Source organism: Hyphobacterium sp. (assembly GCF_043584775.1).
In the GTDB taxonomy this organism is placed as follows: domain Bacteria; phylum Pseudomonadota; class Alphaproteobacteria; order Caulobacterales; family Maricaulaceae; genus Hyphobacterium.
In genome coordinates this window covers 2,507,485-2,528,412 of sequence record NZ_CP121327.1, presented here as the reverse complement: position 1 = coordinate 2,528,412, position 20,928 = coordinate 2,507,485, and the positions used below count along the sequence as shown (strand labels likewise).

Here is a 20,928-nt window from a genome sequence, read left to right as displayed (position 1 = left end):
AACAGGTCCGCCAGCGGGGGTTGGGCCAAGCAGGAAGCAACATGTCAGACGCAAAGCGCACTGATCGTAATCAGAATTTCCTCGATACCTCCTTTCTCTATGGCGGCAACGCCCATTTCGTCGAGCAGATGGCGGCCAGCTGGGCGGAAGATCCCACGTCGGTGCCTGATGAATGGCGCCGGTATTTTGACGAGAATGGTGCCGATCCGGCGGCCTCGGGCCGGGCTGCGCGCGGTGCCAGCTGGAAACGCGCTGACTGGCCGCGTGAAGCGAAAGGCGACCTGACCTCGGCGCTGGGCGCGATTGATGCCGCTGCCGAGCCCGCCCTGATCGAGAAAGTCGCGGAACGCCTGCCGGACGCGGATCCGGCAGATGTCCGCAAGGCAACGCAGGATTCCATCCGCGCCATCATGATGATCCGGGCCTACCGGATGCGCGGCCATCTTGCGGCCAATCTTGACCCGCTTTCCATGTCCGATTTCGGAGAACAGCCGGAATTGCAGCCGCAATCCTACGGCTTCGAACAGGCCGATCTCGACCGCGAGATTTTCATCGATGGCTATCTCGGTCTGCAAACGGCGACGCCGCGCCAGATGCTGGATATTCTGCGCCGCACTTATTGCTCCACCGTCGGCGTCGAGTTCATGCATATCTCCAATCCGCAGGAGAAAGCCTGGCTGCAGGAGCGATTTGAGGGGCCGGACAAGGGCGTCAATTTTACCGCTGATGGCAAGAAGGCGATCTTCTCACGTCTCGTCGAGGCCGAAGCCTTCGAGCGTTTCCTGCACAAACGCTATCCCGGCACCAAGCGTTTCGGCATTGATGGCGGCGAATCCATGGTTCCGGCGCTGGAGCAGATCATCAAGCGCGGCAGCCAGATGGGCGTCTCCGACATGATTCTCGGCATGCCCCACCGCGGTCGCCTGAATGTGCTGGCCGCCGTGATGGGCAAACCCTATCATCAGATTTTCCATGAATTCCAGGGCGGCTCGACGCAAGGCGGCGAATTCGGTTCCGGCGATGTGAAATACCATCTCGGTGCCTCATCGGATCGGGAATTCGATGGCAAGACGGTACACCTTTCCCTCACCGCCAACCCGTCTCACCTGGAGGCGGTCGATCCGGTGGTTCTGGGCAAGGCGCGCGCCAAGCAGACCAAATACCGGCGCGAACAGGGCGATGACGTGAACACGTCCGAACAGGTTCTGCCGCTGCTGCTGCATGGTGATGCAGCCTTTGCCGGTCAGGGCATTGTCGCGGAATGTTTCGGCCTCTCGGGGCTGAAAGGGCACCGCACCGGCGGCGCCATCCACTTCATCGTCAACAATCAGATCGGTTTCACCACCGACCCGAAGGATTCGCGTTCCTCGCCCTATCCATCCGACGTCGCATTGATGGTGCAGGCCCCGATCTTCCACGTGAATGGGGACGATCCCGAGGCCGTGGTCTATGCCGCCAAGATGGCGACGGAATACCGCCAGCTCTTCGGCAAGGACGCCATTGTCGACATGTTCTGCTACCGGCGATATGGCCACAATGAAGGCGATGATCCGTCCTTCACCCAGCCGCAAATGTATCAGGTCATCAAGACCCATCCGACGACGCGCGAGCTTTATCAGCAGCGCCTGGTGGCCGAAGGCGTACTCACCGAAGAGGACGCCGAGAAAATGGCGCGCGACTTCGATGACTATCTCGATGCCGAGTTCGAGAAAGGCAAGGACTTCAAGTCCAAGGATGCTGACTGGCTGGACGGGGTCTGGTCAGGTCTTGGCCTGCCGGAAGAGGATGATCGCCGCGGCGAAACGGCAGTGCCCGAAGGCAAGCTGAAAGAGCTCGGCCAGAAGCTGACCGAAATTCCCGGCGATATGGACGTCCACAAGACCTTGCGCCGTGTTCTGGAAGGCCGCCGCAATGCCATTGAGGCTGGCGAAGGACTGGACTGGGCCACAGCGGAAAGCCTTGCTTTCGCAACCTTGCTTGATGAAGGTTTCCCGGTGCGCCTGTCCGGACAGGATTCCGGCCGCGGCACTTTCTCGCAGCGGCACTCCCACATCATTGACCAGACGACGGGTGAAAAACACACACGGCTGAACCAGCTGGGCACCGACCCGATCCGTTATGAAGTGATCGACACCATGTTATCGGAAGAGGCCGTGCTCGGCTTCGAATATGGCTACTCGCTGTCCGCCCCCAATACGCTGGTCATGTGGGAAGCCCAGTTCGGCGATTTCGTGAATGGCGCGCAAGTCATCATCGATCAGTTTCTCGCCGCCGGCGAACGCAAATGGCTGCGCATGTCCGGCCTCGTCATGCTGTTGCCGCATGGCTATGAGGGGCAGGGGCCGGAGCACTCCTCCGCCCGCCTTGAACGCTTCCTGCAGCTGTGCGCGCAGGACAATATGCAGGTCGCCAACTGCTCCACCCCGGCCAATTACTTCCACATTCTGCGCCGCCAGATTCACCGCGGCTTCCGCAAGCCGCTCATCCTGATGACGCCGAAATCCCTATTGCGTCACAAGAAGTGCGTTTCTTCACTTGCGGCCATGAGTGACGGTTCTTCCTTCCACCGGGTCTTGTGGGATGATGCCGATCCCTCCAACCGCCCGGAGGGCGCCTCAGAAGTCACCACGACCAAGCTGGTCGGGGACGAGAAAATCCGGCGCGTCGTCATGTGCTCTGGCAAGGTTTACTATGACCTGCTCGAAGCGCGCGAGGAGAAGGGCATCGATGATGTCTATCTCTTGCGGGTCGAGCAATTCTATCCCATCCCGGCGCGCTCCATGCTGCAGGAATTCTCGCGTTTTCCGAATGCCGAACTGGTCTGGTGCCAGGAAGAGCCCCAGAATATGGGAGCCTGGACCTTTATCCAGCCCACGCTCGACTGGGTGCTGATCCAGACCGGAAATTCGCAATCCCGGCCCAAATATGCCGGTCGCTCTGCGGCCGCATCGACCGCTGCCGGCACCGCCGCTGCTCACAAATCCGAACAATCCGCCCTGATCGACGAAGCCCTCGCCTGATCGCGACACGAAGGACACGAACGCCATGACTGATATCAACGTCCCCGAACTCGGTGAATCCGTCTCCGAAGCCACCGTCGGCAGCTGGAATTTCTCCGAAGGCGATAGCGTGAAGAAGGATGACATTCTCGTCGAGCTGGAGACCGACAAGGTGTCCATCGAGGTGCGCGCCGAGGAAGACGGTATCCTGACCCGGATTGTCGCGGCTGAAGGTGACACGGTCGAGATCGGGGCGCAGCTCGCCGTGATCGGTGGCGACAGCAAGGACGATCAGAAGGCGGCTGACGACACGGCGAATGACAGCGATTCAAGCCAGGACGACGACACGGCCGACGAATCCGTCAAAGCGAAAGACGAGGGCGACGCCAGCTCCGGGAACGACGAGTCCACAGACGATGAGGATTCTTCTGACGAAGACGATAGCGCTTCGGCAGACGCATCATCGGGCAGCGATGACAGCCTCGTCGATGCCAAAATCCCGGAAATGGGCGAGAGCGTCTCCGAAGGCACGGTCGGCGCCTGGCTGGTCGATGTCGGCGCAGCGGTGAAGAAGGATCAGGCGCTGGTCGAGATTGAAACAGACAAGGTGGCGGTGGAAGTGCCATGCCCGGTCGACGGTGTGCTGGAAGAGCGTAAGGCCGAAGAGGGCGACATGGTCGCGCCCGGCGATGTGATCGCCCTTATCCGTGAAGGTGGCGCAGCCAAAGCCGATACTGCCGGGAAAGGCGATGCCGGAAAAGACAGCCAGAAGGATGACAAGCAGGACGATAAGTCCGACGCGTCATCCGAGGTAAAGGCCATGCCATCGGCGGCGCGTATTGCCGAGGAAAACGACCTCGATCTGGCAAAAGTTGAAGGTACAGGCCGCGACGGGCGGGTGACAAAAGGCGATGCGCTGAAAGCCGTTGAAGCCGGTGCCCGGTCTCCCGAACCGGCCCCCAAGCCGCAAGACGATGGCGAATCGTCGTCGCCGGCCTCCGGGGACCGCAGCGAAGAGCGGGTCAAGATGACCCGCTTGCGCCAGACCATCGCCCGCCGCCTGAAGGAGGCGCAGGACACGGCCGCCATGCTGACCACGTTCAACGAGGCGGACATGACGGCGATCATGACGGCACGCAAGACCCATCAGGAGGCCTTCGTTGCCAAACATGGCGTCAAGCTCGGCTTCATGAGCTTCTTCGTGAAGGCGTGTGTCAATGCGCTGAAAGAAATCCCGAACGTCAATGCCGAGATTGATGGCGACGAGATCGTCTACAAGAATTACTATGATATGGGCGTCGCCGTATCCTCGCCGCGCGGGCTGGTCGTGCCGGTTGTGCGCGATGCCGACAAGCTGTCACTGGCTGATATCGAAAAGAAAATCATCGAGCTTGGCACCAAGGCGCGTGACGGCAAGCTATCCATCGGCGAGATGCAGGGCGCGACCTTCACGCTCTCCAATGGCGGAATTTTCGGATCCCTGCTCTCCACGCCGATCCTCAATGCGCCGCAATCGGGCATTCTGGGCATGCACAAGATCCAGGAGCGCCCGGTCGCGGAGAATGGTCAGGTCGTCATCCGCCCGATGATGTATCTGGCGCTGTCCTATGATCACCGTATCGTCGACGGCAAGGAAGCCGTGACCTTCCTTGTGCGCGTCAAGGAAGCGCTCGAGGATCCGCAACGGCTCTTGTTTGATATCTGATCAGGCCTCTGATTTCGGCCAATAAAACCCCTCCCCTTTTCAGGGTTATCGCGTTAAGATGGCATCCTCTGGGGAGGGATAATCATGTCTGATACACGCGCAAAAACACCCATCTGGTTCTGGATTCTGGCCGTTATCGGCTTGCTCTGGTTTGCCATGGGTGCGTTTGACTACAGCGCCACGCAATTGCGGCTCGACTTCTATATGTCGGCGTTCACCGAAGAGCAGCTCGCCTATTTCTATGGCTTTCCAGCCTGGTATGTGGCGACCTGGGCCATCTCTGTCTGGGGTTCCTTCGCAGGCGCTGTTCTCTTGCTGATGCGCAAGAAAGCCGCATCGCTGATGTTCCTGATCAGCCTGATCAGCTTCATCATCGGTGCCATCTACAGCTATGGTTTCACCAACGCGATGGAGATGATGGGCGGGATCGGATCGGTGATTTTCTCAGCCGTCATCTTCCTGTCCATACTCGGCTATTTCTGGTTGGCGCGATCAGCCAGTGCCAGCGGAATCCTGCGTTAGCGTGTATTGCGCAAACGGCTGAGGCCGGCGATCAGTCCGCCGAGGATGGCTCCGGCCAGCCCCGCTTCGAGGCCGAGATAAAGCAGTGCCTCAAGCGCTAGCGCGTCGGTGGGTTGCACCGCAACAAGGCCAAGAATGATGATCATTGCGGCCATCAGTCCGAGGGCGCCGCCGATCAGGCGGCCCTTGAGAATGCCGCGCGCAAGCGTCCGTCTCGGACGTTTTGCGTCCTGGTTCTGGGTTGTGAAGGCCATTTTGTCCTCCTCTTCCGCTTGAGAGGATAACGTTGCTTCGCGGCCGCGGGTTCCATCGGGGCGGCGGCGCGAATTGCCGCCGGGTCAGTCGCGGGCCTTGTCGAAAACCGTCCTGAGCTTGGTCAGAAACGGCAGGGCCGCCGCCGCCTCCTCCGCAGAGATGTGTTCGGCAATCGGCACCAGAGCCGGGACCGCCATCATCAATGCTTCATTCCGGCGGGCAAGACCGGCGGGTGTGAGGCTGACCTGCTTGCTGCGGCCATCTTCCGGAGCCGGTTCGACGCAAACATAACCCTTCGCTTCCATCCGCTTCACCGTATTGGTGATCGCCCCCTTGGTGACCTGCAATGCGTTGGCCAGCCGGGCCGGGCTCCAATGGCCTCCAAGGCGCGCAAGATGATGGAGTAGGGCAAAATGCGACAACCGCATATCATCAGGCAGGACACGCTCGAACGCCGTTGAGCTCAGCTGATGGATAATCCCGATTTCCGTAAGAACAGAAAACAGGTCGTCCGGGCGGGCATGAGAATCACTCATTCCGCAAGTTTACCCGTTTTCACGTAAGCGGGACTCCAGCGGCCAGCGGGGCGCTTCAGACACCGGCCGGGCATATCCCAGACGCGCCAGCATCTGTATCGTTCCCCCCTCGGGCGCCAGCTCCTGATGGACGTCGCGATACAGGGCGGCCATCTCCGGATATTCCTGCAGGGATTGGCTCATGGGCTGCATCGCCAGGCCATCGCGGGTCGCAGACAGCGCAGCCCGCAGATAGGCGGACCCGGCATCAATCTGTTCCGCGCGGGTATTGCTGCGCGTCCGGATCCAGAAAAACGCCATGGCCGTCTGCGACCAGCCTTCCTGCATGGCGAGGCTTTCGGCAAAGGCGCGGTGGTCAGGATCGGCCATGGTTTCGGTCGTCATGATGCCCGCCATTTGCAGCGCTTCCATCATGGCGCCCGAAATGGCAATGCCGTCGGGATTGGCTTCGATCTGTCGGCGCCCGATCCGCATGACATCCAGGCTCTCCTGCCACGTCGCGGGGGTAAGCTGTTCGATCCGGCTCGCTTCCTGACACAGGGACCGAAGCGCATCCCGGCGCGTACCATTTGAAGTATAACCCGTGGTCAGGCGGCTACCCGTAGCAGATTGCATGGCGGTCAGGGCGGTTTCTGGTACATCGCGTTCAGTGTCGTAAGGGCTGCGATTGGTGCGGCGGAAGGGAATATGGGCAAAGAGGGGGTCAGCCTGACCGCCAGGTGTCAGCGCCATGCGCGCGACGGGCCGCTGATCGAGACGCGGCCGGGATTCCCCCTCAGGAAAAATCTCGATCTCTGCCACAAAACCGACCTCGGCGGCGGCGAGCCGGAATATTTCCAGAAAACACCCCAGTCCGATCGTGATCTGGCGATCAAAGGGATCGGTCTCCGGGAGCCGCCGCTCCAGATCACAATACAACACTGCTTCCGTTTCGCTGATCAGATCGACGATCCAGGGTTGCCGGTTGTGCGGGTTCGGCGCCAGAACCGCCCAGGACAGGGCGCGCCGCATGGGATCAGGATAACGACCGGCATTGCGCCACGGAGCCTGGGCCGCAACGGGTTCGCGGGTCAGGACGAAGCCGGTTCCTGCGGCTGCCAGAATGACGGCCGAACTGCCAAGGATTTGCATAAATCGACGACGGGAGGATTCCATATCTTGCCTCAATCGTTTAACATTAAACGATTAATGATTTAACGTTAAACCAATGTCAAGGCGAGGCGTTGAACCGGGGTAGATGCGTGCCTAGATTGGCGTTACACGACCGCGAGTCGCCGATTTGTTTCGTTTCACCCATTGCAGGAGCCACCCTATGTCCGAAGTCTATGATGTGGTGATTATCGGCGGCGGCCCCGGCGGCTATAACTGCGCCATCCGCGCAGGCCAGCTGGGTCTGAAGACGGCCTGTATCGAGTCGCGCAAGACGCTGGGCGGCACCTGCCTGAATGTGGGCTGCATTCCGTCCAAGGCTTTGCTGCATACCTCGGAGTTGTATGAAGCCGCCGCGAAGGATTTCGAGGGGATGGGCATCAAGGTCGACGGGCTGAGTTATGACCTGCCGAAAATGATGGAAGGCAAGGCTGAGGCCGTGAAGGGCCTCACCGAGGGCGTCGCCTTCCTTCTGAAGAAGAACAAGGTGGATCATATTCGCGGCAAGGGCCGGATTGCGGGTAAGGGGAAAGTCGAAGTTGACGGCCCCGATGGCAAACAGACCCTCGAGACCAAAAACATCGTGATCGCGACCGGATCGGAGGTCACGCCTCTGCCCGGCGTCGAGATCGACGAGGAGCGGATTGTTTCGTCCACCGGTGCGCTGGAATTGAGCGCAGTGCCGAAAAAACTTGTCCTGATCGGGGCGGGCGTGATCGGGCTTGAGCTCGGCTCGGTCTGGCGCCGCCTGGGTGCCGAGGTGACGGTCGTTGAATATCTCGACCGCATTCTTCCCGGTATAGACGGCGAAATCGCCAAACAGTCCCAGCGTATCTTCAAGAAGCAGGGCTTTTCTTTCGAGCTCGCCCGCAAGGTGACGGGCATCGACAAGACGGACAGCGGGCTGACCATCGCCACAGAGGCAGCGGACGGCGGCAAGGAAAAATCATTCGAAGCCGATGTGGCTATAGTTTGTATTGGCCGGCGGCCTTACACCGACGGCCTCGGCCTGGAGACTGTGGGGATCGAGCCCGACAAGCGCGGCTTCATTGCCAATGATCATTTCCAGACCAGTGCCGAAGGCGTCTGGGTTGTCGGCGATTGCACGCACGGACCCATGCTGGCGCACAAGGCCGAGGATGAGGGCACGGCCTGCGCCGAGCGGATTGCGGGCAAGGCCGGGCATGTGAACTACGATGCCATTCCAGGCGTCGTCTATACGCATCCGGAAATCGCTTCTGTGGGCGCGACCGAAGAGCAGTTGAAAGAACAGGGCCGCAAATACAAGACCGGCAAATTCTCATTCATGGCCAATTCCCGCGCTCGTGCCAATCACGAGACCGATGGCATGGTCAAGCTGCTGGCCGATGCCGAGACCGATGAATTGCTCGGCGCCCACATGATCGGCAAGGGCGTTGGCGAGATGATCGCCGAGCTCTGCCTCGCGCTCGAATTCCGGGCCGCATCGGAAGATATCGCCCGGACGTCCCACCCGCACCCGACCATGACGGAAGCCATCAGGCAGGCGGCGATGGGCGTCGAGGGCTGGACGATGCAGGCATAAAAAACGCTATTCTGACGAAAAGTTCAGACCGCGAATCAGCAAATCATGTTATAAACGACACAGTGAGACCCGCGTTTGCGAGACGTTTTGGTCTGTGTTCGGACATTATGATTTTTTGGCGGCCAGCTTGCGGGCCGCCTTGCTGTGCAGGAAGTTGCCCATGTTGGCTATCAATGCAGAACGACTGAAACTGGTGGCGCTTGATGCGCGCCTGGCCGGTCTGCAATCGCGCGCACCGGCGGCCTTTTTCGAAGCCCTGAATGTCATGTCCGAAGCCAGCTGGCCGCCGGATCTGATGGATCAGCCGGCCATGAATGCCTGCGAATTGAAGCTGGCAGAACACCCCGATCAGACGGGTTGGTATTTCTGGGCCTTTATCTGGCCGGACTTTATCGGCGGCATGGACCGGCTTGTGGGGGGTGGTGGTTTCAAGGGGCCGCCCGGCAAGAATGGCGTGGTTGAAATCGCCTATTCCATGCTGACCTCATTCCGCGAACAGGGTCTGGCCACCGAAGCCGTCAATGCCCTCATCGACTGGGCCTTCTCCACGGGTCAGGTCCGCGAAGTGATCGCCGAGACTCTGCCACATCTGATAGCCTCGCAAAGGGTTCTGGAGAAAACCGGCTTTATCGAGGCCGGAACGCGCGAGGAGGACGGCGTGACGATTATCCGTTTTGCCCTGCAGCGGGAACGCGCTGCAGCCTAGCCTCCGGTTAGACGCCGCAATTCCTCCAGATAGATAATCCAGGCCTTGCGCCCCACCGGAGTCAGTGAAAGCGTGGTGCGCGGGCGCCGTCCCACAAAGCTCTTGTCGACCGCGATATAGCCCGCTTCTTCCAGCTTCCGCATATGGACAGACAGATTCCCGTCCGACGCTTCGGTTTTGTCCTTCAGCTCGGTGAAACTCGCTTCGCTCACCGCCGAAAGATAGGCCATGATCCCGAGGCGCAATTTGCCGTGTATGACTTCATCGAGCTTTGCGGCATTGAAATCGGACTCAGTCATTGCTGGACGCGGGCTCCTTGCCCATCAACCGCATGCCGGGGACAACGGCCGCAAACAGAATGACCGCGGCGATCAGTAAATAGAGCTCGGGCCGGCCATAGAATGCGGGTGACAGTGCCGCCCCGGCGATCGACATCCAGGCCGGACCGAAAAGCCATTTCTCCGACGACAGTGCCGCCGTGACGGCAAAGGCAATGGCGTATCCGAACAGGGCAATGGTCAGGATGGAATCAAACAGGATGGGCGCGGCATCCAGCGCGGTCACGGAAAACAGAACGCCGGCGAAATAGAGACCGATGCCAATGCCGACATACTGCCAGGCTACGCGGTTCACGCGATTCCCGATCGAGCCAATGCCCGGCTTGTTCGACAAACCGCGCGCCGCGATGAAATTGGCCAGTAGTCCGATGACGCCATAGCCCAGCCAGACGGCGCCGACATATTGGGGTTCTATCGGAACCATTCCCGCCTGAATCGCCCAGTGCGCCACACAGGCGATGATAGCAAGTCCGCCCCATATCACCAGAAACCGTCCGCCGATAAGCGGCGCTTGCGCCCCGGATTCGGCGACGTTTCGCAGATAGTCGAGATCCGATTGGGAAGAGTCCGCCATGCTTACCTCCAAATAACTTTGAATTACAAAGTAACAGAAAGCGGGCAAGAAGCAAGGGCCATTTTTCGGGGTTCTGGAAAGTCCTGCTGGCGTCAGGAAGACGACCGCCGCGCGCGCGGATGGGCGGCGGCATGAACAGCGGTCAGATGCGCCCCTTCGACAGCGGCATAGACCTGCGTGGTCGACAGGCTGGCATGTCCCAGCAATTCCTGGATCGTGCGCAGATCGCCCCCGCCGGCCAGAAGGTGGGTGGCAAAGCTGTGACGCAGGGCATGCGGTGTCGCGCTGGCCGGCAGTCCCAATCGGGATCGCAGATTGACGACCAGCTCCTGCACCGCGCGTGCGCCGAGTACGCCGCCGCGCACAGCGCGAAAGACCGGTTCGCCAGCTTCAGGGCTGAACGGACAGAGTGCGGCATAGGCCGCCATCGCCTCGCGCACCGCCGGCAGAACCGGCACCAGGCGTGTTTTCCGGCCCTTTCCGGTCACGCGCAAGACATCTCCAAGCGGAAGATCATCGGCCGTGATTGCCAGCGCTTCGCTGATCCGGAGCCCGCAGCCATAGAGCAGGAGCAGGACGGCGGCATCGCGGGCAGCGATCCAGTCCGGCATGTCCCGGCCGCCGGTCTCGGCAATCATCTGCCGGGCGGCATCAGCGCTCACGGGCTTGGGCAGGCTGCGCGGCACTTTCGGCGTTTCGACGAGCCCGAGCGCGCTGCATTCGACGCCGCGGCGTTTTTCCAGATAGCGATAGAAGCTGCGCACCGATGACAGGAACCGCGCCAGAGAACGCGCCGACACGCCATCGCGCCGCCGATCCGCCAGCCAGGCGCGAAAATCGGTGGCTTTCAGATCGCCCAGATGTCGAAGGGTCAGGCGTGTCCCGCGATGGGCGAATTGGAAGTCGAGAAAAGCCGAGACATCCCGGCCATAGCTTTCCAGCGTTTTCGGGCTGTAGCGCTTTTCCCCCGCCAGGTAGCCCAGCCAGTCTTTCAGTGCCGTATCGGCGAGGGTGTCTAGGCCTCGCTCAGCCATCGATCCATCAGGCGCTCAACGGCGCGCGACACAAAATTCAGGATTTCCGTGCCCTGTCCGGTGAAGAACTGATCCGGTTCAGTTGCCGCCAGCGCCAACAGCCCGGTGCGGCCTCCGGCTTCTATCCGGCAAAGGGCATGGCTGCCCATGTCTTCACCATAGAGGGTCCGGGCGGTGCGCGGTGCGCAACCGCCGGTGAAATCATTTTCATCGCCCAGAAGCTCATCTGCCAGACCGTGTCCACAGGCATGAATGGCTTCGGACACAATCATCGGCGTTGCGCCTTCCAGAAACAGGCGAACCTTCTCGACGCCCAGCGCGGCCGGCGCTTCCCACGCTAGCTTGTAATCGAGTTCATCCAGATTGGCGCATTCCATGACCGACAGAACAAATGTCTGGGCCCGCGCCAGCAGGGCCAGATTATTGCGCGCATGATCGGCAATCGCCTGTTCGCGCCGTTTCAGTTCGCGAACCTCGCCGAGCAGCTTCTCGCGCACGACAAACCCCAGATCCGCCACGCCGTCTGCGGTTGGTCCTGCCGCAAGATGCGACAACAATTCGGTATCTTCGCGAACCCAGTCGGGATTATTCATCAGCATCTGGCGCACCAAAGCGCGATCCATCGCATCGGGCGCGGTGCCCGGCTGTGTCGTAAAATCTGTCAATGTCCCACCATCCGTTTTCGGATTTGTATTGAAGCCTGTCTAGCAGACAGGCATTGGCGTTCCGTAAACGCCGCAGAAGATGATTTGCAGAAGCGATGCGAACTCCCACTATGGGAGGATGAGTCGCGCGCCCACCCTCAAAGCCAAGGCCTCCATCCTGTTTCCGATGCCTTTGCCGGAACCGTTTGACTATGCAGTGCCCGAAGGCATGGAGCTGCGCGTGGGTGATCATGTGCGGGCGCCTTTGGGCAAGCGCTCGGCCCGCGGCGTGGTCTGGGCGCTCTCGTCCGATGATGGCAGCCGGAATCTGAAAAGCGTCGAAAGCGTCTATGACGCGCCGCCGCTCTCCGAAGCCATGATCGAATTTGTGAACTGGTCGGCACGTTATCTGGTGCAGTGGCCGGGCATCGTTTTGCGGATGGTCTTGCGCAGCGAGGATGCGCTATTGCCGTCTCCGACCGAGATACAGTTCGACGTCGCGGGTGATCTGCCAGCGCGCATGACCGAGGCGCGTTCGCGGGTGATCGAGGCCGTGACCGAATATGGTCCGAATTCGGCAGCCGAACTCGCCCGCCTGGCCGGTGTGACGCCGGGCGTGGTATCGGGGCTCGCCAAGGCGGGCGGACTCACGCGGCTCGAGCGTCCGGCGGACCCGCCCTTTGATGCGCCAGATCCTGACGGGCCGGGTGTCAAACTGGTCCCGCAACAGGCCGAGGCAGCTGATCAGCTCAAACGCATGATCAATGCCGGCGGATTTCAGGCGGCCTTGCTGGATGGCGTCACCGGCTCGGGAAAGACAGAAGTCTATTTCGAGGCCATCGCCCATGCGCTCCGTCAGGACCCCGAGGCGCAAATTCTCGTCCTCCTTCCCGAGATCGCCCTGACCCGTGCCGTCACCGCGCGCTTTATCCAGCGCTTTGGTGCCGAGCCTGCGCTCTGGCATTCCGACCAGGGTCACCGGGAAAGGCGCCGTATCTGGCGTGAGGTCAATGAAAACCGGGCGCGGATTGTCATCGGCGCGCGCTCGGCCCTGTTTCTGCCCTTCCAGAATCTGCGCTTCATCGTCGTCGATGAGGAACATGATGCCACCTACAAGCAGGGCGATGGCCTGCACTATCAGGCGCGCGATCTCGCCGTCGTGCGCGCCCGCGCCTCGAAAGCGCCCATCGTCTTGGCCTCGGCGACGCCCTCGATTGAAAGTCTCGCGAATGCGCGGGCCGGGCGCTATGCCTATATCCAGCTGCCAGACCGTATCGGCAAAGCGGTCCTGCCCGAAATCACGACCATCGATCTGCGCGAGCCTGAGAATCGTCCTGCCAGCGGCATGTGGCTCTCCGCTCCTCTGGTCGAGGCCATGGCCGAAACGCTGGCGCGCAAGGAGCAGGTTCTGCTCTATCTCAATCGCCGGGGCTATGCGCCTCTGGTCCTGTGCCGCGATTGCGGACACAAAATGAAGTCACCGGATGTCGACGCCTATCTCACAGAGCACCGTTATACCGGGCGGCTGGTCTGTCACCTCACCGGCTTTTCCATGCCGCGCCCAGACAAATGCCCGGAATGTGGCGCCATTGATTCCCTGGCCAGCGTCGGACCGGGCGTCGAGCGCGTGGCCGAGGAGGCGAAGGCGCGTTTTCCCGATGCGAAGATTGAAATCCTCTCCTCCGACACGGCCCACTCGGCGGAAAAATTGCTGGCCCTGATCGACCGGATGGAACGCGGCGAGATTGATATTCTCGTCGGCACCCAGATTGCGGCCAAGGGGCATAACTTCCTGAACCTCACGCTCATAGGCGTCGTCGATGCCGATCTCGGTCTGGCGGGCGGAGACCCACGGGCCGGAGAGCGGACCTATCAGACGCTGGTTCAGGTGGCGGGGCGGGCCGGCCGGGCGGATCGGCCGGGCCGGGCACTTCTTCAGACACATGACCCCGAGCATGACGCCATCGCCGCGCTGGTCGCCGGAGATCGTGATCGTTTCATGGAAACCGAAACTATGGCCCGCGAAGTGCTGGGGCTGCCGCCCTATGGGCGTCTGGCGGCCATCATCCTCTCCGCCCGGGATCCGTCGCAGGCCGACACGGTCGCCAGAGACTGGGCGCGACAGGCGCCGAATGCCGACGGCATCCAGATCTGGGGGCCGGCCGAGCCGCGTTATGGCATGGTCCGTGGCTGGCATCGGCGGCGGCTTTTGATCCGGGCAGATCGCGATGTCGATCTGTCGGCATGGCTCTGGGCCTGGAAGAAGACGATGAAACCGGTGTCCTCCGTCCGCGTCACTATCGATATCGAGCCCTACAGCTTCGTCTGATGCGCCAGCGTAAACGGCGAGAGGTCCACCGACGGCGGTAAGTCCAGCGCCAGTGCGACGGCGGCTTCGCCGATGGCCGGCGCGAACTTGTAGCCATGGCCGGAACATGCTGCGATCAACACCATGCCCGGATCATCGGGAGCCTGATCGACCACGAAGCGTCCATCCACTGTGTTGGTGAACCGGCAAACCTCGAAGCGGTCAGGCGGCGGACAATCCGGCAGAACCGCTTTCAGGCAGTCGGTCAGAATCCGCCGGTCTTCGTGATCGACCTCGCTGGGGCCACAATGAGCCGGGCCGCGCTGCTGACGATGATGATAGAGGCCAAGCTTCCATCGACCGGGATTGGCCGCCGGCAAGAGATAGATGCGGCGGCCATCGTGCAGTTCACGCTGGAAGGGCGGCACATCGCCTTCCGGCCCGTCAAAATAGGCAATGACTTGCCGTTCGACGGTCAGGATTGTCTGAAGGTCGGACGAAAATTGCTCCGCCCAGGGCCCGGCGGCGTTGATCACGCGGCGTACCGGCACTTCGTCCTGATCAGTGCGAATGACAAAGCCGTCCCCATCCCGTGTGACGTTCTGAACCGGCGTCTCCCAGTGGAGATCGGCACCGCTCTCCTGCGCCAATCTTGCCATGGCGACATTGGCGCGGTCGCTCATCAGAACCCCGCTTTCGCCAGACTTGATCGCGGCGCAATTGTCCGGCAGGTGCAGGGCGGGCCAGCACTCATTGGCCGTCGCCGCATCCATCAGGATGCAGGCGCGGTCATACGCGTCGGCGCAAGCCAGCGATTCATCCAGCAGAGATGAGCCTTTGACGGCAATGTCCAGACCGCCGAGGCGTTTGAGCAGCGTTTCGCCCGATTCTTCTTCCAGCCTGGCCCAGAGCGCATAGCTGCGATCAAGCAGCGGCATATAAACGCGCCCCTCACTGTAGAGGCCGCGAATCATCCGCGTTTCGCCGTGGCTGGAGCCCTGGCGGTGATTCTGTGGGAACTGGTCAAAACCGATGACCTTCGCCCCGGCGCGGCTTGCCGCCCACGCGCTGGCCAGGCCCATCGCGCCAAGACCCACTACCCCTATATCGTGCATGCCACTCTCCCCGTCGTGCATGCCGAACGCCCCGGGGCCACTCTCCGTGCTTTTTTTCAAGCAATCAAGCCATGCCGATAATGCCGCAAGCGGGTTGCCGCCTGATAGGCCCTATGCTAAGCGGGCGCGCAACTGGAGAAGCGCGCGTCTCAAGGGCGAAAGCGTGCTTCAGATTTCGCAATGTTCTCAAGTATTTGACGGTTGATCAAATCGGCTCGTCAATACAATCGGCAAAGGCAGGCGACAGAACGGTCAGATGAGTGGTGATCACGTAACAATCACCGGCGCAGCCGGACGGTATGCCAGCGCCCTGTTCGAGCTGGCTTCGGACGCCAAATTGGCGGACAAGGTCGAAGCCGACATGGCCGCTCTGGGCGAGTTGTTGGCCGGCAGTGAAGAGCTGTCAGCCGCGCTGAAAAGCCCGATGGTCGATGGCGACGCGAAATCCGGAATTATCACGGCCATTGCCGAGAAGGCCGGATTCCAGGACATGACGCGGAACGCGCTGAAAGTCGCAGCTGAAAATGGCCGCGCCGGTGAGTTCGGGTCAATTGCTGCCGCCTATGCCAAGATGGCGGCTGCGGCGCGCGGTGTGGTATCTGCGGATGTCACCAGCGCTGCCAAGCTGACGGCCAAGGAAATCGACGCTTTGACAGCGTCCTTGAAACGCGCCCTCGGGCGTGAAGTTGACGTCCGGACTCATGAGAATCCGGACATTCTCGGCGGGCTGATCGTTCAGGTCGGTTCGCGCATGTATGATTCCTCACTTCGGACCAAGCTCGATGGGCTCCGGACAGCGATGAAAGAGGCTTAGAAACGCCATGGACATCCGTGCTGCGGAAATTTCCGCAATCCTCAAAGATCAAGCTCGGCCGGGTCGTCAACGCACTGGGTGAGCCGATCGACGGCAAGGGCCCGATCGGCGGAAACGCAGGCGAATGACGTGTCGGCCTATATCCCGACCAATGTGATCTCGATCACCGATGGCCAGATCTTCCTGGAAACCGACCTTTTCTTCCAGGGCATCCGCCCGGCCGTGAACGTCGGTCTGTCCGTGTCCCGCGTGGGGTCTGCCGCTCAGACCAAGGCCATGAAGCAGGTAGCCGGCAAGATGAAGGGCGAACTCGCCCAGTATCGCGAAATGGCCGCCTTTGCGCAGTTCGGCTCCGATCTGGATGCGGCAACGCAGCGCCTTCTCAACCGGGGTCAGCGCCTGACCGAGCTTCTGAAGCAGCCGCAATTCTCGCCGCTGTCGATGGAAGAGCAGGTCTGCGTGATTTTCGCCGGTACGCGGGGCTATCTCGACAAGGTACCGGTTGGCGATGTGCGCCAGTACGAAGCCGAGCTTCTGCGTCACCTGCATGCCGATCATGCTGATCTTCTGTCCGCCATCCGCGACGAACAGAAGCTGAGCGATGACAGTGAAAGCAAGCTGGCCTCCGTGGTCGAAGCGTTCACGAAGAACTTCGCTTAGGGTCAGGGTTTAGGAGAGCCGCATGGCTTCGCTTAAAGAGCTTCGCAATCGCATCTCGAGCGTGAAATCCACGCAGAAGATCACCAAGGCGATGCAAATGGTGGCCGCAGCCAAATTGCGCCGTGCACAGGACGCCGCCGAAGCGGCTGGGCCCTATGCCGAGCGTATGGCGTCGGTCATGGCGAATCTGTCCACGTCGATGAAGGATTCTCCCGGCGCGTCACCGCTTCTGGTGGGGACGGGCAAGTCCGACACCGTGCTCCTTCTCGTGCTGACAGCTGACCGTGGTCTGTGTGGGGGTTTCAACACCAACATCGTCCGCAAGACTCGCGAACGCATCACGGCGCTGCAAGCTGATGGCAAGACCGTCAAGATTGTCACTGTCGGCAAAAAGGGCGCAGATCAGCTCAAGCGCCTCTACAGCAGCCTGATCGTCAAGCAATACGATCTGGCCGGTGGCAAGAATGTCGGCCGCGATGCGGCGTCCGAATTCGGCCTCATGATCCGTGAAATGTTTGCCGCCGGTGAGTTCGACGTGTGCGAGCTGATCTCGTCGGAATTCGTTTCCGTCATTTCGCAGAAGCCACGGGCCCAAACGCTGATCCCGGCGGTTGATGCAATTGATGAAAGCGTCAAGCGCCCCGATCTGGGTGGCGCTGTCTATGAATATGAGCCCGACGAGGAGGAAATCCTCAACGTGCTCCTGCCGCGTTATGTCGATACAATCATCCTGTCCGCCCTTCTGGAAAATTCCGCAGGCGAGATGGGGGCCCGCATGGCCGCGATGGACAATGCCACGCGCAATGCCGGCGAACTGATCGACAAACTGAACCTTGTTTATAACCGTACACGCCAGGCCAAGATCACGACGGAGCTGACCGAAATCATCTCCGGCGCCGAAGCCTTGTAAGAAATACGTCCGCAAAAGGAATTATGCAGATGGCACAGCTCAAAGGACGCGTCGTTCAGATTACCGGCGCTGTTGTTGACGTCGAATTTGACGGTGGATTGCCGGATATTCTGAACGCCGTTGAAACCAAGAATGGCGAGCAGAAGCTGGTTCTGGAAGTCGCCCAGCACCTGGGTGAGAACACCGTCCGGACCATCGCCATGGACGCCACGGAAGGCCTGCAACGCGGCGCCGTAGTGACGGATACGGGTTCGCCGATCACCGTGCCGGTTGGCCCGGGCGTGCTCGGTCGCATCCTGAACGTCACCGGTGACCCGATCGATGAGGCTGGCGAGGTTTCCTTCGAACAGCGCGCCCCGATCCACCGCTCCGCTCCGGCGTTTGACGAACAGGCGACCGAAGCAGAAATCCTGCCGACCGGTATCAAGGTTATCGACCTGCTCTGCCCCTATGCAAAAGGCGGCAAGATCGGTCTCTTCGGCGGTGCCGGTGTTGGCAAGACGGTTCTGATTCAGGAGCTGATCAACAACATCGCCAAACTGTTCGGCGGTTACTCGGTCTTCGCCGGCGTGGGTGAACGCACCCGCGAAGGAAATGACCTGTACTGGGAAATGATCGAATCCGGCGTGAACAAGGACCCGTCCAAGGGCTCCACGGAAGGCTCGCGCTGCGCCCTGGTCTTCGGCCAGATGAACGAGCCTCCGGGTGCCCGTGCCCGCGTGGCCCTGTCCGGTCTCGCTCAGGCGGAATATTTCCGCGATGAGGAAGGCAAGGACGTGCTGTTCTTCGTGGACAACATCTTCCGCTTCACCCAGGCCGGCGCCGAAGTGTCCGCGCTGCTGGGCCGCATCCCGTCCGCCGTGGGCTATCAGCCGACCCTGTCCACCGACATGGGCGCGCTGCAGGAACGCATCACCTCCACCAAGAAGGGGTCCATCACCTCGGTGCAGGCTGTGTACGTGCCGGCCGATGACCTGACCGACCCGGCTCCGGCCACGACCTTCTCGCACCTCGACGCCACGACCGTGTTGAACCGTGCGATCTCGGAAAAGGGTATTTACCCGGCTGTGGACCCGCTCGACTCCACCTCGCGTATCCTAGACCCGCGTATTGTCGGTGAAGAACACTATGAAACGGCCCGCGCCGTGCAGGAAATTCTGCAGCGCTACAAAGCCCTTCAGGACATTATCGCCATTCTGGGTATGGATGAGCTTTCCGAGGAAGACAAGCTGACCGTGGCCCGCGCCCGGAAAGTGGAGCGCTTCCTGTCGCAGCCGTTCGACGTGGCCCAGATCTTCACCGGCTTCCCGGGTGTTCAGGTGCCGGTCGCCGATACGGTCAAGGCGTTCAAGGCGATCGTTGCCGGTGAATATGATCACCTGCCGGAGCCGGCCTTCTACATGGTTGGCACCATTGAGGATGCCGTGAAGAAAGCTGAACAGCTGGCCGCTGAAGCCGCCTAGGCTTTGCTTTTAACCGAATTGAAAAGGCCGGTCCTCGCGACCGGCCTTTTCTTTTGCCCCGCACTCGGTCAAAGTCTGTTTCAGATCGGGGGACGCCAATGACACGACTGCAAATCATTCTGACTGCTTTTACCGCATCTTTGTTCTGCAATTTCGCCGATGCGAGTGTGCCCCCTCCACCTCCGCCGCCGCCAGAAGGTCTTCCGGCAGCCTATGACGGTTATTCGACGGAGTCGCTCTGGTATGCCTACCTATTCTGGGTGCGCGGCGAGACGGTTACCCGCCGCGAAGCAGCATTCGAGGCGCTTCGTCTGCCGGGATACAGTGATGATCCGGTGGCCTGGCGAACCGACCTGGACGGTCCGTCCTATACCTCAATCAGCTGGTGGATTCCCCACGGCACGCTTTTCGCGTTCGAAGAGGTCTGTCCGGTCGGCGACGGATATGCCAATCAGGAAAGTTGTCTCTGGCGGTATCGTTCGGCCGCCTTCGACGCGCGCGAGCGCGACATTCACGCCATCGCCTACGACACGTTTGACGGCGCCGCTTTTGCAGCGCATCTGGCAGAGCAAGGCGTTCCGCCAGAAGCGGTAACGCGCGCCTATCGCAGCGATTTCGGACAAGCGGCCAGAGTCCATGAGCGGCTCGACGCCATGATTGTCAGCCGCGATATCCGCGCCGATTCCTGTCCGGGCGTCCAGGATGGCATCGAGGCTTTGGCGCAGATATCATTGCCACTTTCGCCCTACGGCCCGCCAGACGGTACGCCGCCTCCGCCGCCGCCTGCTCCGCCCTCGGGCGATACCCAGACCCTGACGATTCCGGCCGGTTATTTTCCCGATATGGACGTCACCATTACAATCGAAAGCAATGGAGCCGGCTCGATGCGCAGTCTTCTCGACGCGCTGATCGGACCAGTTCAAGCCTGTATCGATTCGCAAGCGGATTGACTTGCACAATGGGGTTTCACATTCGCGGATTAACCTGCTAGAGAGCGCGCGAACGAAAGGTATGGCAGATGGCTGACAAACTTCATTTTGACCTCGTTTCTCCCGAACGCCGCCTGTTTCAGGGCGATGTCGACATGGTTGTGGTGCCCGGCGAAGAGGGTGATTTCGGTGTCCTTCCGGGCCATGCGCCCGTCATGAGCGCCATCCGCTCCGGCGCGATCTCCGTGCATGATGGTTCCGACGTTCGCCGCACCTTCATCCATGGCGGGTTTGCCGAAGTCACGCCGGAAGGCCTGACTGTGCTCGCCGAGGAGGCCATTGACCTGTCCGCTGTTGATCGCGATCAACTGGCGAAGGATTTGTCCGATGCGCGTGAGGATATCGGCCTCGCCCGGGATGATCACGAGCGTCATATCGCCGAAGCGAAACTCGCCAAGTTCGAGGCGCTGACCGAAGCGCTGAACGGCTGATCGACTTTCTTACCTCTCTCGGACTAACAGACTTCATCGGCTTTGCCGGTGTCGCCTGCGTTCTGTTTGCCTATTTCTGGCAGCAGACGCGGGGCGTCCGTGACGATGATTGGCGACACCCCGTCATCAACGGAGTCGGCGCTGTGCTCCTGCTCGTATCCTTGGTGTTCAAGCCCAATCCAGCGTCCGTCCTGATCGAATTCTGCTGGTTT

Annotated in this window: 19 protein-coding genes and 1 pseudogene; 12 read left to right on the top strand and 8 right to left on the bottom strand. The window is 60.9% G+C overall.

Going from position 1 to position 20,928, the window contains the following annotated elements; all coding sequences use genetic code 11:
• Positions 1 to 41: 41 nt before the first annotated feature.
• The 3 genes from P0D52_RS12635 (at position 42) to P0D52_RS12625 (ending at position 5,226) form a co-directional block, all read left to right on the top strand.
• Positions 42 to 3,020: a 2-oxoglutarate dehydrogenase E1 component gene (locus P0D52_RS12635; RefSeq protein WP_394693003.1), complete on the top strand. Its 2,979-nt coding sequence runs from the start codon at positions 42 to 44 to the stop codon at positions 3,018 to 3,020.
• 25 nt (positions 3,021 to 3,045) lie between these two features.
• Positions 3,046 to 4,704, top strand: coding sequence for a 2-oxoglutarate dehydrogenase complex dihydrolipoyllysine-residue succinyltransferase (gene odhB, locus P0D52_RS12630; protein WP_394693002.1), 1,659 nt, complete (start codon positions 3,046 to 3,048; stop codon positions 4,702 to 4,704).
• 84 nt (positions 4,705 to 4,788) lie between these two features.
• On the top strand, positions 4,789 to 5,226 hold the full coding sequence (locus tag P0D52_RS12625; protein WP_394693001.1) for a hypothetical protein: 438 nt from the start codon (positions 4,789 to 4,791) through the stop codon (positions 5,224 to 5,226).
• Here the strand turns inward: P0D52_RS12625 and P0D52_RS12620 are convergent.
• The 3 genes from P0D52_RS12620 to P0D52_RS12610 all read right to left on the bottom strand — a co-directional run bounded on the left by P0D52_RS12620 (position 5,223) and on the right by P0D52_RS12610 (position 7,172).
• Positions 5,223 to 5,480 (bottom strand): hypothetical protein, encoded by a 258-nt coding sequence (locus tag P0D52_RS12620; RefSeq protein WP_394693000.1) that lies wholly within the window; start codon positions 5,478 to 5,480, stop codon positions 5,223 to 5,225. The genes P0D52_RS12625 and P0D52_RS12620 overlap by 4 nt on opposite strands.
• 84 nt (positions 5,481 to 5,564) lie before the next feature.
• Positions 5,565 to 6,017, bottom strand: a complete 453-nt coding sequence (locus P0D52_RS12615; RefSeq protein WP_394692999.1) for a MarR family winged helix-turn-helix transcriptional regulator — start codon at positions 6,015 to 6,017, stop codon at positions 5,565 to 5,567.
• A 9-nt stretch (positions 6,018 to 6,026) separates the two neighbouring features.
• Complete coding sequence (locus tag P0D52_RS12610) at positions 6,027 to 7,172, bottom strand: Acg family FMN-binding oxidoreductase (protein ID WP_394692998.1); 1,146 nt, start codon at positions 7,170 to 7,172, stop codon at positions 6,027 to 6,029.
• Positions 7,173 to 7,329: 157 nt separating this feature from the next.
• On the opposite strand from P0D52_RS12610, the gene lpdA reads away from it, so the two are divergent.
• Together lpdA and P0D52_RS12600 are read left to right on the top strand one after the other, a co-directional pair.
• Positions 7,330 to 8,730, top strand: coding sequence for a dihydrolipoyl dehydrogenase (gene lpdA, locus P0D52_RS12605; RefSeq protein ID WP_394692997.1), 1,401 nt, complete (start codon positions 7,330 to 7,332; stop codon positions 8,728 to 8,730).
• Between the two features lie 160 nt (positions 8,731 to 8,890).
• On the top strand, positions 8,891 to 9,436 hold the full coding sequence (locus tag P0D52_RS12600; RefSeq protein WP_394692996.1) for a GNAT family N-acetyltransferase: 546 nt from the start codon (positions 8,891 to 8,893) through the stop codon (positions 9,434 to 9,436).
• Here P0D52_RS12600 and P0D52_RS12595 read toward each other — a convergent pair.
• The 4 genes from P0D52_RS12595 to P0D52_RS12580 form a co-directional block, all read right to left on the bottom strand.
• Positions 9,433 to 9,735: a winged helix-turn-helix domain-containing protein gene (locus P0D52_RS12595; RefSeq protein ID WP_394692995.1), complete on the bottom strand. Its 303-nt coding sequence runs from the start codon at positions 9,733 to 9,735 to the stop codon at positions 9,433 to 9,435. The genes P0D52_RS12600 and P0D52_RS12595 overlap by 4 nt on opposite strands.
• Positions 9,728 to 10,348, bottom strand: coding sequence for a hypothetical protein (locus tag P0D52_RS12590; RefSeq protein WP_394692994.1), 621 nt, complete (start codon positions 10,346 to 10,348; stop codon positions 9,728 to 9,730). The genes P0D52_RS12595 and P0D52_RS12590 overlap by 8 nt, the downstream gene beginning before the upstream one ends.
• A 92-nt stretch (positions 10,349 to 10,440) precedes the next feature.
• On the bottom strand, positions 10,441 to 11,382 hold the full coding sequence (locus P0D52_RS12585; protein ID WP_394692993.1) for a tyrosine recombinase XerC: 942 nt from the start codon (positions 11,380 to 11,382) through the stop codon (positions 10,441 to 10,443).
• Complete coding sequence (locus tag P0D52_RS12580; protein WP_394692992.1) at positions 11,364 to 12,047, bottom strand: DUF484 family protein; 684 nt, start codon at positions 12,045 to 12,047, stop codon at positions 11,364 to 11,366. Before P0D52_RS12580 ends, P0D52_RS12585 begins: the two co-directional genes overlap by 19 nt.
• 118 nt (positions 12,048 to 12,165) lie before the next feature.
• On the opposite strand from P0D52_RS12580, the gene P0D52_RS12575 reads away from it, so the two are divergent.
• A complete protein-coding gene (locus P0D52_RS12575) occupies positions 12,166 to 14,355 on the top strand; it encodes a primosomal protein N' (protein WP_394692991.1) in 2,190 nt (729 codons plus the stop codon).
• On the opposite strand, the gene solA is transcribed toward P0D52_RS12575, so the two are convergent.
• Complete coding sequence (solA, locus tag P0D52_RS12570; protein WP_394692990.1) at positions 14,340 to 15,449, bottom strand: N-methyl-L-tryptophan oxidase; 1,110 nt, start codon at positions 15,447 to 15,449, stop codon at positions 14,340 to 14,342. The two genes, P0D52_RS12575 and solA, sit on opposite strands and share 16 nt — an antisense overlap.
• Before the next feature lie 256 nt (positions 15,450 to 15,705).
• On the opposite strand from solA, the gene P0D52_RS12565 reads away from it, so the two are divergent.
• From P0D52_RS12565 to P0D52_RS12540, 6 genes and pseudogenes are all read left to right on the top strand, one after another.
• Positions 15,706 to 16,263 carry a F0F1 ATP synthase subunit delta gene (locus tag P0D52_RS12565; protein ID WP_394692989.1) on the top strand — a complete coding sequence of 186 codons (558 nt, stop codon included), beginning with the start codon at positions 15,706 to 15,708 and terminating at the stop codon, positions 16,261 to 16,263.
• Between the two features lie 111 nt (positions 16,264 to 16,374).
• Positions 16,375 to 16,923, top strand: a pseudogene (locus P0D52_RS12560) (F0F1 ATP synthase subunit alpha); the annotation flags it as partial.
• A 22-nt stretch (positions 16,924 to 16,945) separates the two neighbouring features.
• Positions 16,946 to 17,833 carry a F0F1 ATP synthase subunit gamma gene (locus tag P0D52_RS12555; RefSeq protein WP_394692988.1) on the top strand — a complete coding sequence of 296 codons (888 nt, stop codon included), beginning with the start codon at positions 16,946 to 16,948 and terminating at the stop codon, positions 17,831 to 17,833.
• A gap of 29 nt (positions 17,834 to 17,862) precedes the next feature.
• Entirely contained in the window at positions 17,863 to 19,296 is a 1,434-nt protein-coding gene (gene atpD, locus P0D52_RS12550) for a F0F1 ATP synthase subunit beta (RefSeq protein WP_394692987.1), read from the top strand.
• Positions 19,297 to 19,394: 98 nt separating this feature from the next.
• Positions 19,395 to 20,246, top strand: a complete 852-nt coding sequence (locus P0D52_RS12545; protein ID WP_394692986.1) for a hypothetical protein — start codon at positions 19,395 to 19,397, stop codon at positions 20,244 to 20,246.
• Between the two features lie 68 nt (positions 20,247 to 20,314).
• On the top strand, positions 20,315 to 20,716 hold the full coding sequence (locus P0D52_RS12540; protein WP_394692985.1) for a F0F1 ATP synthase subunit epsilon: 402 nt from the start codon (positions 20,315 to 20,317) through the stop codon (positions 20,714 to 20,716).
• The last annotated feature ends 212 nt before the right edge of the window (positions 20,717 to 20,928 follow it).

What these genes read in the sequence shown, in the direction of transcription:
- atpD (WP_394692987.1), top strand. Translation starts at nt 17,863, where the DNA reads ATGGCACAGCTCAAAGGACGCGTCGTTCAGATTACCGGCGCTGTTGTT.
- P0D52_RS12635 (WP_394693003.1), top strand. Translation starts at nt 42, where the DNA reads ATGTCAGACGCAAAGCGCACTGATCGTAATCAGAATTTCCTCGATACC.
- P0D52_RS12595 (WP_394692995.1), bottom strand. Translation starts at nt 9,735, where the DNA reads ATGACTGAGTCCGATTTCAATGCCGCAAAGCTCGATGAAGTCATACAC.
- P0D52_RS12590 (WP_394692994.1), bottom strand. Translation starts at nt 10,348, where the DNA reads ATGGCGGACTCTTCCCAATCGGATCTCGACTATCTGCGAAACGTCGCC.
- P0D52_RS12600 (WP_394692996.1), top strand. Translation starts at nt 8,891, where the DNA reads ATGTTGGCTATCAATGCAGAACGACTGAAACTGGTGGCGCTTGATGCG.
- odhB (WP_394693002.1), top strand. Translation starts at nt 3,046, where the DNA reads ATGACTGATATCAACGTCCCCGAACTCGGTGAATCCGTCTCCGAAGCC.
- P0D52_RS12585 (WP_394692993.1), bottom strand. Translation starts at nt 11,382, where the DNA reads ATGGCTGAGCGAGGCCTAGACACCCTCGCCGATACGGCACTGAAAGAC.
- P0D52_RS12615 (WP_394692999.1), bottom strand. Translation starts at nt 6,017, where the DNA reads ATGAGTGATTCTCATGCCCGCCCGGACGACCTGTTTTCTGTTCTTACG.
- P0D52_RS12625 (WP_394693001.1), top strand. Translation starts at nt 4,789, where the DNA reads ATGTCTGATACACGCGCAAAAACACCCATCTGGTTCTGGATTCTGGCC.
- P0D52_RS12610 (WP_394692998.1), bottom strand. Translation starts at nt 7,172, where the DNA reads ATGGAATCCTCCCGTCGTCGATTTATGCAAATCCTTGGCAGTTCGGCC.
- P0D52_RS12620 (WP_394693000.1), bottom strand. Translation starts at nt 5,480, where the DNA reads ATGGCCTTCACAACCCAGAACCAGGACGCAAAACGTCCGAGACGGACG.
- solA (WP_394692990.1), bottom strand. Translation starts at nt 15,449, where the DNA reads ATGCACGATATAGGGGTAGTGGGTCTTGGCGCGATGGGCCTGGCCAGC.
- P0D52_RS12545 (WP_394692986.1), top strand. Translation starts at nt 19,395, where the DNA reads ATGACACGACTGCAAATCATTCTGACTGCTTTTACCGCATCTTTGTTC.
- P0D52_RS12555 (WP_394692988.1), top strand. Translation starts at nt 16,946, where the DNA reads ATGGCTTCGCTTAAAGAGCTTCGCAATCGCATCTCGAGCGTGAAATCC.
- P0D52_RS12575 (WP_394692991.1), top strand. Translation starts at nt 12,166, where the DNA reads ATGAGTCGCGCGCCCACCCTCAAAGCCAAGGCCTCCATCCTGTTTCCG.
- lpdA (WP_394692997.1), top strand. Translation starts at nt 7,330, where the DNA reads ATGTCCGAAGTCTATGATGTGGTGATTATCGGCGGCGGCCCCGGCGGC.
- P0D52_RS12540 (WP_394692985.1), top strand. Translation starts at nt 20,315, where the DNA reads ATGGCTGACAAACTTCATTTTGACCTCGTTTCTCCCGAACGCCGCCTG.
- P0D52_RS12565 (WP_394692989.1), top strand. Translation starts at nt 15,706, where the DNA reads ATGAGTGGTGATCACGTAACAATCACCGGCGCAGCCGGACGGTATGCC.